The 13,965-nt window shown below is 42.3% G+C and carries 13 protein-coding genes; 7 read left to right on the forward strand and 6 right to left on the reverse strand.

Annotation, left to right across the window (positions count from 1 at the left end; translation table 11 throughout):
• Positions 1–158: 158 nt before the first annotated feature.
• Both U2718_RS03420 and hslO read right to left on the reverse strand, forming a co-directional pair.
• Positions 159–2,216: a chromosome segregation ATPase gene (locus U2718_RS03420; protein ID WP_341995096.1), complete on the reverse strand. Its 2,058-nt coding sequence runs from the start codon at positions 2,214–2,216 to the stop codon at positions 159–161.
• 155 nt (positions 2,217–2,371) lie between these two features.
• Positions 2,372–3,277 (reverse strand): Hsp33 family molecular chaperone HslO, encoded by a 906-nt coding sequence (gene hslO / locus U2718_RS03425; RefSeq protein ID WP_341995098.1) that lies wholly within the window; start codon positions 3,275–3,277, stop codon positions 2,372–2,374.
• 186 nt (positions 3,278–3,463) lie between these two features.
• On the opposite strand from hslO, the gene U2718_RS03430 reads away from it, so the two are divergent.
• Entirely contained in the window at positions 3,464–3,859 is a 396-nt protein-coding gene (locus U2718_RS03430; protein ID WP_341995099.1) for a hypothetical protein, read from the forward strand.
• A gap of 117 nt (positions 3,860–3,976) precedes the next feature.
• Here the strand turns inward: U2718_RS03430 and U2718_RS03435 are convergent, their stop codons facing one another.
• Positions 3,977–5,194: an HhoA/HhoB/HtrA family serine endopeptidase gene (locus U2718_RS03435; RefSeq protein ID WP_341995101.1), complete on the reverse strand. Its 1,218-nt coding sequence runs from the start codon at positions 5,192–5,194 to the stop codon at positions 3,977–3,979.
• 378 nt (positions 5,195–5,572) lie between these two features.
• On the opposite strand from U2718_RS03435, the gene U2718_RS03440 reads away from it, so the two are divergent.
• From U2718_RS03440 to U2718_RS03450, 3 genes are all read left to right on the forward strand, one after another.
• Positions 5,573–5,974, forward strand: a complete 402-nt coding sequence (locus U2718_RS03440) for a metal-sensitive transcriptional regulator (protein WP_341995103.1) — start codon at positions 5,573–5,575, stop codon at positions 5,972–5,974.
• 333 nt (positions 5,975–6,307) lie between these two features.
• The gene (gene menH / locus U2718_RS03445) at positions 6,308–7,135 is read left to right on the forward strand and encodes a 2-succinyl-6-hydroxy-2,4-cyclohexadiene-1-carboxylate synthase (RefSeq protein ID WP_341995105.1); all 828 of its coding nucleotides are present in this window, start codon (positions 6,308–6,310) and stop codon (positions 7,133–7,135) included.
• 75 nt (positions 7,136–7,210) lie between these two features.
• Positions 7,211–7,486 (forward strand): hypothetical protein, encoded by a 276-nt coding sequence (locus U2718_RS03450; RefSeq protein WP_341995107.1) that lies wholly within the window; start codon positions 7,211–7,213, stop codon positions 7,484–7,486.
• Positions 7,487–7,516: 30 nt separating this feature from the next.
• Here the strand turns inward: U2718_RS03450 and U2718_RS03455 are convergent, their stop codons facing one another.
• Entirely contained in the window at positions 7,517–8,239 is a 723-nt protein-coding gene (locus U2718_RS03455) for a glycoside hydrolase family protein (RefSeq protein ID WP_341995108.1), read from the reverse strand.
• Between the two features lie 114 nt (positions 8,240–8,353).
• Entirely contained in the window at positions 8,354–9,013 is a 660-nt protein-coding gene (locus U2718_RS03460; RefSeq protein ID WP_341995110.1) for an NAD(P)H-binding protein, read from the reverse strand.
• A 178-nt stretch (positions 9,014–9,191) separates the two neighbouring features.
• Here U2718_RS03460 and U2718_RS03465 point away from each other — a divergent pair, with 178 nt between their 5' ends.
• Positions 9,192–9,872, forward strand: coding sequence for a DUF1997 domain-containing protein (locus U2718_RS03465; protein WP_341995112.1), 681 nt, complete (start codon positions 9,192–9,194; stop codon positions 9,870–9,872).
• A gap of 62 nt (positions 9,873–9,934) precedes the next feature.
• Here the strand turns inward: U2718_RS03465 and U2718_RS03470 are convergent, their stop codons facing one another.
• Positions 9,935–10,405: a DUF4079 domain-containing protein gene (locus U2718_RS03470; protein WP_341995114.1), complete on the reverse strand. Its 471-nt coding sequence runs from the start codon at positions 10,403–10,405 to the stop codon at positions 9,935–9,937.
• 262 nt (positions 10,406–10,667) lie between these two features.
• Between U2718_RS03470 and U2718_RS03475 the strand changes: the two genes are divergently transcribed.
• On the forward strand, positions 10,668–11,921 hold the full coding sequence (locus tag U2718_RS03475) for an ankyrin repeat domain-containing protein (RefSeq protein ID WP_341995115.1): 1,254 nt from the start codon (positions 10,668–10,670) through the stop codon (positions 11,919–11,921).
• 28 nt (positions 11,922–11,949) lie between these two features.
• Entirely contained in the window at positions 11,950–13,806 is a 1,857-nt protein-coding gene (cobJ, locus tag U2718_RS03480; protein ID WP_341995117.1) for a precorrin-3B C(17)-methyltransferase, read from the forward strand.
• The last annotated feature ends 159 nt before the right edge of the window (positions 13,807–13,965 follow it).

Raw genomic sequence — 13,965 nt, forward strand, 5'->3', positions numbered from 1 at the left:
TAGTCTGTGCCTGAGAAATCTGTTTTGCCCCTATTGCATAAAAATTAATTCTAGTTCATTGTTGACTTGACTGTGGAGCAGGTAATGCAAATTCAGAGCCCCAACCTTTGAAATATCCTCAGGTTAGGAGATAACACAGATATAAATAAAATTAAGTGCTACTGTCCTTCAATCATCAACGGTGTTGGTAGCTGCGTTGATGGTGGTGGTGGCTGAAACTGTGGTTGAGGTTTAGGATTAAGCAGCTCGCGCCACATCCGGATTTGCTCTTGTGCTTCGCTATAAGCAGCTGTGCTACGGGGAATTAGTTTAGCTGTTTCAATTCCCTTCAAGATATCAGACTCGCTTTGAGAGCGTGCTGTTTGCAATATTTGCTGGCTCCACTGATCAATGGCTATATTAACGTCGGTTCTTAAAAAACTAGTAACAGGCACTCGATTAGCCAATCGAATTGCCTCTGCCAGAGCTTCTGGATTGGCAGCCAGTGCTACTTCCCGTGCTTTTTTCCAATTCTCTGTTGCGTCAATTTGTCCTTGCCAATCATCAATGGCTGCTTGTACTTCACCAGAAAGTGCTCTTCCTGGGGCAATTTGTCGTGCAACCGTAATCGCACCGGCAAGGTTGCCAAGGCTAGCCAAATTCCTGGCTTGATCTAGGAAAGGTTGATCTTGAATACGCTGAACCTTTGCTGTCCAATTGGCAATTTTTCTTCTCGCTTCTCGATATAATGCACGTCCGCGACTAATCTGACTTGCTTCGGCGATCGCAGCTTGCAAGGAGTTGACATCTTCTGACACAGCTATTTGTTCAGCACGATCTAAATATGGTTTATCTTCAATTGTCTGGATCTGTGCAACCCAGCCATTAATTTCTTGTTTTGCTTCTTGCGCACGAGGATTAGTATCGGGAATCTGTTGTGCTTCGGTAATGGCTGCTGCCAAATCGGGAATTGAGCCTTGAAGCGCTAGCGATCGCGCTCTATCTAGCCTAGCGACATCTTCAATTTCTAGCTGCCAGAAGGCAATCAACTGCTGTGCTTTTTCATAACTTGGTCTTGATGCATCAATTTGGCTGGCTTGGGCAATAGCTGTCTCTAAGCCGGCTACGTTACCTACCCAGGCATTTCTTTGCGCCTCAGCCAAAGCAATAAAGTCTTCTGTTTCCAACTCCAATCCGGTAATCGGAGGAATTTGTTGGGCAATGGAAATAGCTTCGTCAGCATCACGCTGGTCTAATTTTTGCTGCGCTAACTCCAACATTTGGCGTCCAAAATTGGGAATTTTTTCTTGAGCCTTCTGATAAACGTAACTGCTTTTTTCTATAGACTCTACCAGCTTGATCGCTTTGATTAAATTGTCCACATTGCCGCTTTGTGCCAATCCTTCGGCTTTTGCTAATTTCTCGCCGTCTTCTCTAGCTACGGTAATCAGACGATTTAATTCATCATATTTAATACTTGCCCAGAATCTATTATCTACCCGCAGTAATTTCGCAGCAGTCATAAATGCGTCGTGCCATTTTTGCTCGCGCATTTTAGCTTCTGCTTCATTGTAGGTGTTTTCTGCATCCGACCAAATTGATTGCCAGCTAGAGATTTCTTCTTCTACAAGTTTGTATGCAGGTACATCTTCGGGAATTTGTCGAACTGTGGCGATCGCTTCCTCTAACTTGCCAGCGTGGAAACTTTCCGAAGCCAACTTGACAATATCTCGCGACCATTCTTCTATAAAACGGTCTATTTCCGGTCGCAGTGGGTGGCTTCTTGGCAATTGTTTAACCAGGGCGATCGCTTGCAGCAAATCCTTTACAGTTTGCTTAGAAGCTGCTAGTTGAGCACAGTGCAATCTTACCGAAGCACTAGCAAGAGGCCAGAAAATCGCTGGACAGTTTGGCGCTGCTGGCAGTTTTAACAGCATCGCCATTGACATGAATGCTACAGTTCCAGGGATTATTGTTAACAATAACACCCACAAAACCCAACTTTTCACCCAGCGCGGCAGCTTTTTGGAACTATGGCTAGGTGGCAAAGTTGGTTGGGAATGAAGATCATCTTCCGGAGATGGTGGTTCAGGATTTCTCCGTTTTGACCGCTTTGCAGACTTCGAGGTGGAACCACTAGCTGGCACACCTGGTTTTGATTGGGATAATCTTGTTATCGGATCTGGCTGCATGCCTCCGTTTTGCGACCAACTTTCTGGAATATCCCGCTCTGTCATTTTTCACACCGAGGTAATTTAACAGCGATCAGCCTTAAATTTCAATTTCTGTTGTTGTCATGGTAACCCTCCTATCGGGAAAAAGCTACCTCTTGCACGAACTTATCTCCATAGATATCATTACCATCTTACAATTTGGGTATGTATTTATACTACTAATTTGTAGCAGAAGATTCTGCTTGTAAATCGACAATTAACTGAGCTAAATGAGCGCTACTTGCCTGGTATACTGTGCCGCAAAAATCGCAAGTTGCTTCAGCACCATCATCTTTAGTGATCATATCTTGTAATTCTGTTTCTCCCAGCATTTTTAGTGCTCCTAAAACACGCTCAAAAGAACAACCACAGTGGAAGCGCAGCATTTGAGTTTCAGGAAATATTGCCAATCCCATATCTCCTAACAAATCTTGAAATATTTCTGTTAAAGATTTGCCAGCCTGCAACAATGGTGTGAAACCAGATAAAGCGGCAACTCGTGATTCCAAGGTTTCTATTAGAGCTTCATCTCTCGCTGCTTTGGGCAACACTTGTACTAGTAAGCCACCCGCAGCCGTTACTCCATTTGCACCCACAAATACACCTAAAACCACTGCTGAGGGTGTTTGTTCTGAAGCACCGAGGTAATGAGCCACATCATCGCCGATTTCACCAGAGACTAATTCTACTGTACTGGAGTATGGGTAGCCGTAACCGACATCGCGTACAACATAAAGATAGCCCTCACCAACAGCACAACCAACATCTAGCTTACCTTTAGTATTAGGAGGCAGTTCCACAGTTGGATTTTCGACAAAACCTCTGACTGTGCCATCTAAGCCTGCATCCACTAATATACCACCTAAAGGGCCATCTCCTTTGACTCGGACATTAACCCTAGAACCGGTTCGCTTCATGTTGGACGCCATTAACAAGCCTGCTGCCATAGTTCGTCCCAAGGCAGCCGTAGCCACATAGGAAAGCTTGTGGCGTTGCCGTGCTTCTTCGGTTAAGCGAGTGGTAATAGCACCGACTGCACGAATTCCACCATCGGCTGCTGTGGCGCGAATTAATTGATCCGCCATGAAAAACCTTACATTTCTTTACAAATTTACTTCTTCTATTCTAAGTTCACAGTTTGATTAAAAGTGACCAAATTAAACAAGGATATCCGTACATTGAGATAGTGAATTACCCCAAATTCTCGATCTTACAAAAGTTCTTCTTTGTAAGATCGAGAAAATCCCCTACGTTTGCAAACGATTTATCTAATGCTGGGTACTTTTCAAAAAAGCTTATTGCGGATAGAAATCGAAGCCTCCGAAGCTGAACTTCGTGATTGTCTGCTACGTCCTGTACAACTAGAAAAATGGCTCCTTTCTGGCCGTTTATCTCCCGGAATGCCAGAAGAGTTACATTCAGGATTGCAATTTACTACTCGAACTGGGCCGATCACAATTCTTCATCAGGTGGAAGTGGCAAAACCCAACTGCCTGCGTTTAATTTTAAGTCAAGGAATTGATGGGTTTCACGAGTGGTATTGGGGGGAAGGTTGGTTACAGTCTCGTTTAGAAGGAGTATCCCTTTTGCCACTAGCTGTAGGACAATCTTTAAATTTGCTGAGTTTACGTCAGTTTTTATCAAGAAAGAAAGCAGGGGCAAATTGACCATAGTAGGGAACAGGGAACAGGCTCAAAGCTCTCTTGATATCCTAAACTGCCCTTGATATTTTAGGGGCAGGCACAAGGTCTGCCCCTAATACCCAACAGTAGGGTGAAATCAGATTATAAAGAAGCGTTTTGCAACTCTGCCGTGCGCACAGATAGCTGTTGTGTCTGGTTACCGCGTTGTATTTTCACCTGCAACACCTGACCAACACGAGAATCTTCCACAATATTTTGTAATTGATCGGCACTAGTAATTGATTGTCCTTCAATTTGGACAATTACGTCACCACGACGAATGCCTGCATTAGCAGCCGGGGAGTTGGGTAAAACTCTTACCACCAGAACTCCGTTCACTTCTGGAACCTGAATTGGGGAGTTGGGATCGCTGTTATTTTGTTTTGCTAGCTGGGGTGTCAAAGTCACCATTTGCACGCCCAAGTAGGGATGAGCTACTTTGCCATCACGTTCCAATTGAGCTGTTATTTGTTTGGCTTTGTCAATGGGAATAGCAAAACCGATTCCCATTGCGTCGGCACGAATAGCTGTGTTAATACCGATTACTTCACCCCGCTCATTTAATAAAGGTCCACCAGAGTTACCAGGATTAATCGCAGCGTCGGTTTGAATAAAATCTAAGCGTTTATCAGGGATACCGACTTGAGCGCTGGAACGTCTGAGGGTACTCACGATTCCTAAGGTGACAGTATTATCAAATCCTAAAGGATTACCCACAGCGATCGCCCAATCTCCAACCTGAACGTTAGATGAGGCACCTAAAGGAGCAACTGGTAAATCACCAGCGTTAATCTTAATTAATGCCAAATCGGTAACCTCATCCACACCTTGAACTTTACCTTCAAAAGAGCGACCATCTTTGAGGCGTACCGTCACTTTGTCAGCCTTATCAACCACATGGGCATTGGTCAAAACCAAGCCACTCTTGTCGATAATAAAACCAGAACCAAGACCACGTAATTGTTCTGGAGGAAGTTGTCCCTGAAAGCCTTCACCGAAAAACCGCCGGAAAAATGGATCTTCAAAGAATGGATCAGGCATACGGCGAGTCACCGTACGTTCAGTATCAATTCTGACGACAGCTTTCCCAACACGATTGACAGCTGCCGTCACAAAGCTACTGCTACCAATAGCTGCTGCTGCTGGTGATTGCCGTTGGGCAACTAATTGTGACGTGTCGGCTGTGATCGGATTCGGTGCCGGTTCAGCTTGGGAGGGAGAAACTCGCAGTGTACCAACAGTTAGTACAACTCCCAAAATTACGGCTAAAACGTGGGTAGTAAATTGACGTATAGATCTGGGTAAGTGGGAAAATCGCATAACCACAACCTAATATTTCATTTTATGTAGTTGCGTAATAGTGAGCTTTCTGTGTGAAGCTTTTTTACAGGTTAGATGAGAATCTCTGCGTATTGACGCTTACTCTCATCAGGATGTTTCATGGTCTGGCTCAATCTTCTACTTTGGATCTGGCACGACATACCTATATACTAAATTTATTAAAAAAAATCATTAAAAAGCTATTCTAGACATTTACACTTTCAAGGTTCGGCTTTCATCCATTTCCAGAGTTAATAATAAAACCGAAAAGGCAAAACGTAGGAAAAATTTATGATTTATAACTTCTATTCTAATTTCTGACTCTGTTATGCCCTCTAGGCTAGGATCTAATCTAATACCAGAATTTCTGTAACACCAATGAACGGATCGAAGCAAATTGCCAAATCATCCTTGCCCAGTTGTGAACAAGATGAAGATTTACTTCCTGAGGATAAAGATCATGCCCATGCAGATTACACTCACAAACACGGGCAGTTGGCTCATGCTCACGTCCATAGTGAAGAGTCTCTACGGCGAATTGTCAACCGATTGTCACGTATAGAAGGACACATTCGCGGTATCAAGACAATGGTACAGCAAAATAGCCCATGTCCTGATGTTCTACTCCAAATTGCTGCTGTGAGGGGTGCACTGGATCGGGTTGCACGAATTGTTTTAGATGAACATTTAAGTGAGTGTGTTCTTAGAGCCGCAGAAGAGGGTAATATTGATGTCGAAATTGAGCAACTCAAAGCTGCTTTAGATAGGTTCTTACCTTAAGTGCGTTTGCGGAAATTGGGGTTTGAGTAGACAACGTCTAAGTTCCTAAATCTCAAATGTTTCTTCAAGTCCGTTTCGGCGGACTTTATTTATGTCCTATCAATAATTCATGCAGATTTACAGCATAATTTAGTAGCCGTGATTCATACAGCAGATGACAGATATTATATTATGACTTTGAGACTAAATTTTGGTACCTCACCAACTTGAAATTCGCTGTAATTAAAATAGGTTTTATATCTGGTTTTTTGTCTGAGATTTTTTACTTATTGCTTATTAAAAACTTTTGTAATCTAAGGTAGTGCTAAATAGTGGTACTCGTGACTTAAAAAGATGATACTAGCAAACTATAAATATCACTATTATTTACGTGGCATTCCCAATCGACCACTAATTATTTTTCTACATGGTTTTATGGGCAACTGCCATGAATTCGAGGAAGCTATTCAGTTACTAGAGAGGGATTTTAATTGTCTTGTAATTGACTTGCCTGGACATGGGCAAACTCAAATTTTAGGTAGTGATGAATGTTATCAAATGACAAATACAGCTTTGTCTTTAATTAATTTATTAGATTATTTAAAAATTTCTAAAGGTTTGTTGGTTGGTTATTCAATGGGTGGTAGATTAGCTTTATATCTTGCTCTACATTTTCACCACAGATTTACTAAAGTTGTGTTGGAATCAGCTTCTCCGGGTTTGCCAACAGAAGTAAAAAGATTAGAAAGAGTAAAACATGATGAGCAAATAGCAAGAAAGTTAAACAGAATTGTTGAAGAAAGTGATTGGATATCTTTCTTGTCAACTTGGTATAGCCAATCAATTTTTGGCAATATAAAAAACCATCCACAGTTTCAGCAATTGATAGAAATTAGGCTAAAGAATAATCCGAAGGAATTAGCAAAATCTCTACGGATGATGGGTACAGGATTTCAGCCTTCTTTATGGGAAAAACTTCAAGATAATACAATTCCTTTACTTTTACTAGCTGGCGAATATGATGAAAAATTTATAGATATTAATACAGAAATGGTTAATATATGTAAATTAAGTCAGTTGAAAGTAATTAGGAATGCCGGGCATAATATTCATTTTGAAAATACAGTGGCATTTGTAGAAAATATCCGGCAATTTTTCTTAGAAGCAAAGTCTATGAAATAGTGTTACCAGGCTTAACCTGATAACAGAGTATTTTTTCTAAGTCTAGTATGTATTAGATTTTAGTTGGTTTGACAAATGACATTGGGAATTATTGAGCCTTACAACGGCGGATTTCTAGAAATTATTCCGGAAGGAGAATATAGTGATTATTGGCTGATAGCAGCGATACATATAAATGGAGAAGTATTCCGCCCTAGTCCGCGATTTTATCGGAATGAGCAGCAAGCACTCAGAAAAGCACAAAAAATCTTTGATTGGATCGCTAGTTATGATAGTGAAATTAGCGATCGCGGATATTGGAATGAAGAAATGAGAATTTTCCTATGGCATCAATCAAAGGATTATGCTTAGAAGACTGTACTTGAGGGGAATGCAACACATTTACAATGGGTTTCGGTTTTCAACCTTTTGTTGTGGTTTTTTGGTTGCCTTTAGTTCTTCTTTCAACATTTTCTGATAAATCTGAGGCAAATAAGGACTTACAGAATTAGTTTCTATGCCATATCCCAAACTTGTCCATGTAGGCGAAAGTCGTCGCAATACCTCATTTAGCTTGCCCTTTTGCAAAAGCTGAGGAATATCAACTCCCCAAACTTCGGGATCGCTTAACCAACGATACACAACTGCATCTTGATACTCTGCCTCAAAACTGTAAGAATTCCAAAACATCAACCGCATAGGTTTGGGGTGATATTTAGGTGCTACTAAAAACCAAGTTTTATTGATGATTTGATATCTACCCGCAGCAGTTGAACAATTCCCTTTATTAGGACCAGTGACAATTGTGACACATATCTCTGGATGGCGGCTTAAGTCGCTGATGTGCTGTCCACCGTACAAAATCGAATAAGGGCGGTTGCTACTTGCTTCACTGGCTGAGATAGTTCGCATCAAAGCACGAATGTAAGGATTGCCCCCTTTCATAACTAAGGGTGGTTGTTTTACCGTAAAAACGGGATCGGGACGCGATCGCATACCGTCAATTATGTACCACTGAAACAAATATACGAATACTAGAAGGGTGGCTAATGGCGCGATGAATTTTTCAACGCCTTTGAGTTCAAAGCCTTTGAGAGTCCAATTCTTCAAATTTGCTTTTACCATCAAGAATTTAACAATAACTGACGCGATCGTTTCGGCTAGATTGGGGACTGGGTATTGGTGATTGGTTAGTGGTTGTTTTATTACTCTCCTAGTCCCCAGTCCCCATTTCTTGGATCAAGCGATGCTGGCAAATAGTTCCCCGAAACTTTTAACAGCAGCATCGGGTTTAGCTATTATTTCCACAATTTTATTCCGTGCTGTTGGTTCAAACAGCGCTTCGACACACACTTGAGCGACTTTTTGGCGGGGAATGCTGCCTTCAAATAAAGTATCGGCACTCTGCATCACGATGTGGTTGGAGTTATCTTCGTTTTTCAAGCCACCTGGGCGGACAATTGTATACGTAAGACCACTTTTTTGAATATACTCCTCAGCTTGTTTTTTCCAGACTAAAATTAACCAAAACAAGTTTAGGGGATGAAAAAACTGTGAAGCCGCTAAAGAAGAAACTAAGACAAAATGCTCTATTCCCTTTGTCTTAGCAGCATCGACTAAATTTTTAGTTCCTTCATAATCTACCTTGTAGGGGCCTGTTGGATCAAAGCTAGGTTTTGCTCCTGTAGCACACAGCAGTACAGTACAATCTCCTAAAGCAGTGGTTAGGCTTTGTCGATCTAAAACATCACCCTGCACTAGTTCGGCTTCAGCAGGCAAAATACTCCTTGCTTTCTGAATATCTCGCACCAAAGCGCGAACAGGAATACCCCTGGCTATCAGTTCTTCTACGATTCGACGACCGGTTTCACCTGTTGCCCCTGCTACAAAAGCTTTCATGATTAACGCTATCCTGGGAAACTAGTATGGTTTGTTTTAGTTCTTATTTTAGAGATTCCATGAATTTTATGATCTGTTTTTAAGTTTTCAGTCAAAATGGGATCTTAGTGCGAAAAGTATTTCTGAAGATGGGAAATATTTATTTAGACATTGACTAAAGTTCATACAAACATCCTTTATGATTTCCAGAAATCGAGAATATCAATCCTTTGAAACAACAGAAGCCGTTTTGTCTGTAGCAACGACGATCGCACAAGCAGATAGCCAAAAAGCATCTCCAGAAGAAACTTCAGGAACATCAACTCGCTTTTATGGTCATTATCAGGATTGTATGGAAATGTTTGCCTCAGCAGACAAAGTTGCTGAGTATCTTCAAAATCACAATTCGTGGTTTTCGCGCTGTGCCGAGCCAATGAAGGTAGAACCACTGGGAGAAAATGGCTATGCTTTATTAATTGGTCGTTTTGGCTCCTTTGGTTATGAAGTGGAGCCAAAAATTGGTTTAGAACTCCTTTGTCCAGAAAACGGAATTTACCGGATTCGCACTATCCCGATTCCTGGCTATCAAGCTCCTGGTTATGATGTGGATTATCGAGCTTCGCTGCAATTGGTAGAAGAAAATCAGAATTACGAAACTACCTCAAATTCAAAGGACATAACACGAGTAGAGTGGGAATTGAATTTAACAGTTGACATTTACTTTCCCAAATTTATTCAGCGATTACCAAAGCCTTTGATTCAATCTACAGGCGATCGCCTACTTAACCAAATTGTCCGCCAAGTCTCCCGTCGCTTAACTCGCAAAGTACAGCAAGATTTTCATCAATCGTGGGACATACCCTTTCCTGCTAAAAAATGAGTAATCTATGAAAAATTTAATAATTAGCCATTAGCCACTAGCTAATGGCTAATAGCTATTAGCTAGGCATTACTAATAATTCGCTGCACAATTTGCACACCTGTGATGGCTTGCCACGCAAACAGTCCCAATAAGGCAAAATTCAACACAATATGAGTGGCACGCGCCCAATTTGCCCCTTTTTGCATATAAGGAGATAGAGACGCAGATAAAGCAATTAGACTTGTCATGCCAAGTCCTGCTAATAAGTGCGGGCCAACAAATAATTTTCCATTATTAATGTAGGTGACAGCCATACCACCAATAGAGCCTATCACCATCAAAGCTAGGAGTATAGAACCCATTTGGTAGTGTCTGACGTTATATTTCCCTTTAATTAGTTCTTTCTTTTGTTCACCTTGAGCATTTCTAGTACGCTGCACTTGTAGCCCCAAATAGGCAGCATAAATGCTAAATAACAATAACGCCCACATCAGGATTGGGTGAAAGAATTGTGACCAATATTTGACCGATGGCGATAGTTCCAGATTCATAGCCTTTGCCCCATTTATTAAATCTTCATAAAAATTAGCATAACCCTAATTGGGAATGGGGAATGGGATGATGAGGAGATGAGAGAAGAGAGTGGGGGACAAGGAAACACGGCGACAAGGGGACAACAAGAGTGGGAGAGAGGGAGAACTATTAACCACTAACCACTGTACGGGTGGGTTGATTTAGATATTTCGGCATCCTAGAGAGATTGTTGTAAAAACCCGCCCCTACCACTAACCAATGACTAATGACTCATGACTAATGACTAAAGATTTATTGACGGCTGCTAAAAGTGGTGATATCAAGCGGGTGCAAGTCCTACTTGCTTCGGGTGCAATGCCTGATGTGAGCGATCGTGATGGCACAACGGCGTTAATGTTTGCTGCCAATTTAGGCTTTACGGAAATTGTGCGATCGCTTATTGATGCTGGAGCAAACCTTAATTTGCGTAGGAAACGCTACGGTTTGACAGCTTTAATGTTGGCAGCAAGTGCCAATCATCTTGATATTGTGAGGCTTTTGGTATCAAAAGGCGCAGATGTAAATGCTAGGAACGAAGATGGCAGTACCGCTTTGATGGCAGCAGCACTCAAAAATCATGTGGATGTGGTGCGAGCCATACTGGCTGCTGGTGCAGATGTAAATATCAAAGATAAGGATGATGATACCGCTTTAAAACTTGCAGTCAAGCAGGGACACACCGCCGTGGTGCAGGCATTATTGACTGCTGGTGCTGATGTAAATTTTCAAGAACAAGATGGTGAAACTGCATTGCTTCTGGCAGTTGACTTGGGACATTTGAAAGTTGTGCAAGCACTGTTGGCAGCAGGGGTAAGCGATCGCAACACAGCACTATTAGCAGCGGCAGCAGCAGGACACAGTGCGATCGCCCAAGCTTTACTGGATGCAGGCGCTGATGTGAATTTTCAAGATCAAGATGGTGAAACAGCCCTACATTTAGCGGTTGTAGAAGGATACACGGAAGTAGTGAAAGTTTTACTGAGTAGGGGTGCCAATTTGCAAACGAGAAATTGTCTCGGTGACACACCATTACTTGTAGCTGCATTGCAGGGGCATAGTCAAATTGTTGAGATACTGCTACAACATGGGGCGGATATGAATGCAAAAAATTTTGGTGAAGTCCCTGTGACGCTGGCAGCAATACATGGACACGTTGAAACTGTGCAGATTTTGCTAGAACACGGTGCTAATGCCAATAGCCAAGGAGACGATGGGAAAACGATTTTGATCAAAGCAACAGAACGCAACCACATAGAAATAGTACAACAGCTAGTAGCAAAAGGTGCAGACGTAAATTTTCAAGACTCAGCAGGAGCAACAGCTTTAATGTGGGCAGCTTCGCGGGATTACACTGAAGCCATGCAAGTGTTGCTACAAGCCGGTGCTGATGTAAATATGAAAAACCAAGGTGGTTATACAGCTTTGATGCTGGCGGAGTTTAACGGGTATAAGGATGTGGTAAGGTGTCTTCAAGCGGTAGGAGCGCAGGAGTGAATATCAATGAAAGAAATATGTCACATAGTTGTCTCAAGAACGTGAAGGTATTAGCAAAGTGCTGTTAGCTGAATTTTCTCCACTTGCTGCGATCGCTACCACTATTACAGGTGCAAAAAAGCTACAAGTACTTGAGCAAAATCCTGGCACAACTCTATGGGTGCCAGAAGATTTAATCCAAATTAAAGGTGCAAACACGTACACAGGCTCTTTAAAAAATCACATAGCACAACTGTGGCAGACGCAGCGTGCTTTTGTATTTTGTTTGGCAACAGGTGCGGTAGTGCGGCTAATTGCTCCCTTGTTGCAACACAAATCAATAGATCCGGCGGTAGTAGTAGTTGATGAGGCGGGACATTTTGTAATTAGTTTGTGCAGTGGACATCAAGGTGGTGGAGATCAGCTAGCAAATTTGATTGCTTTACAACTAGAGGCAACTCCTGTGATCACTGGGGCTTCCACAGCTTTAGGACTAACAGCAGTAGATATGTTGGGAGTTCCCTTTGGTTGGCGTCGGGGTAATGGTAACTGGACGGGTGTTAGTGCAGCTGTGGCAAGGGGTGAAATTGTACAAGTCATTCAAGAAGCTGGTTCTACTCTGTGGCAGAACCATTTACCCGCTGGACATGCTTTTGAGTTCGGTGCATCCCTAATACCAAAGGCGAAAATTTGGATTACTGCCAAACTTTCTTCCACTCCCCAACTCCCCGAAATCTACTGGCATCCACGCGTTTTGTGGGTGGGAATTGGTTGTGAACGGGGAAGTTCTCGCCATTTAATTGAAACAGCTATTAGACAGGTATTTAGAGAACATCAACTGGCAGAAGATGCGATCGCAGGAATTGCCACGATTGATATTAAAGCTGATGAAGTTGGTTTAGTAGAACTTTGCCAAGAGCGAGATTGGCCTTTAAAAACTTTTACTGCTGATGTTCTGCGGATAGTTTCTGTTCCCAACCCCTCTCAAGTTGTGGAAAAAGAAGTGGGAACACCTAGTGTGGCTGAAGCTGCTGCTTTATGCGCAGCAGACGAGGTGAGGTTATTTGTCCCCAAGCAAATTTTTCGATTGCAGAGAGAGCTAGGCGCTGTCACAATTGCAGTTGCCGAAGCAGAAAAAGAATACATCGGACGTACTGGAAAAATTTTACTTGTTGGCACCGGGCCGGGGCAATTAGATCAAATAACGCCAGCTGCTAAAACTGCCATCAGTAGTGCAGAAGTCGTGATTGGTTACAGTCTTTACATAGATTTAATCAATTCTCTGCTTTCTCCTGGGCAGATTGTAGAATCTTTACCAATAACCAAGGAACGCCAACGCGCTCAACGGGCAATAGAGTTAGCCAACTGGGGATTGAGTGTAGCAGTTATTTCTTCTGGAGACTGTGGAATTTACGGTATGGCAGGTTTAGTCTTGGAAGAGTTGCAAAGTCTAGGTTGGGATGGGAAAACACCGAGCATCCAAATTTTTCCTGGGATTAGCGCTTTGCAAGCTGCGGCATCGCGGGTGGGAACACCTTTGATGCATGACTTTTGTGCGATTAGCTTAAGCGATTTACTTACGCCTTGGGAAGTGATAGAAAAGCGTTTAGAAGCGGCGGCAGCAGCTGATTTTATTACAGCTTTATATAATCCGCGATCGCAAGCTCGTACCAAACAGCTAGTAATTGCTAGAGATATCTTTCTCAAGTATCGCCATCCCAACACACCAGTAGCAGTAGTGCGATCGGCTTATCGTCAAGATGAGGAAATTACTCTTACCACTTTGGAAAAATTACTTGATGTTACAGTTGATATGTTGACTACAGTATTAATTGGCAACTCTCATACTCGCATCCATGCCAACTGGATGATTACACCACGCGGATATTTGGGTTTTGGTAGTTAATAGAGATAGTAGTTAGTGGTAAACAATCAACAACTAATTACTGTACGAGTAGGTTCAAAAGATAAATCATCGGTTTTAACCGAAAGATTAGTAACAAAACCCGCACGCCAGTTGCTACAACGGGGGAACCCCCAAGGGCGCACTGGCTCCCCTACTATC

It is taken from the genome of Chlorogloeopsis sp. ULAP02, assembly GCF_038404745.2.
Lineage (GTDB): Bacteria > Cyanobacteriota > Cyanobacteriia > Cyanobacteriales > Nostocaceae > Chlorogloeopsis.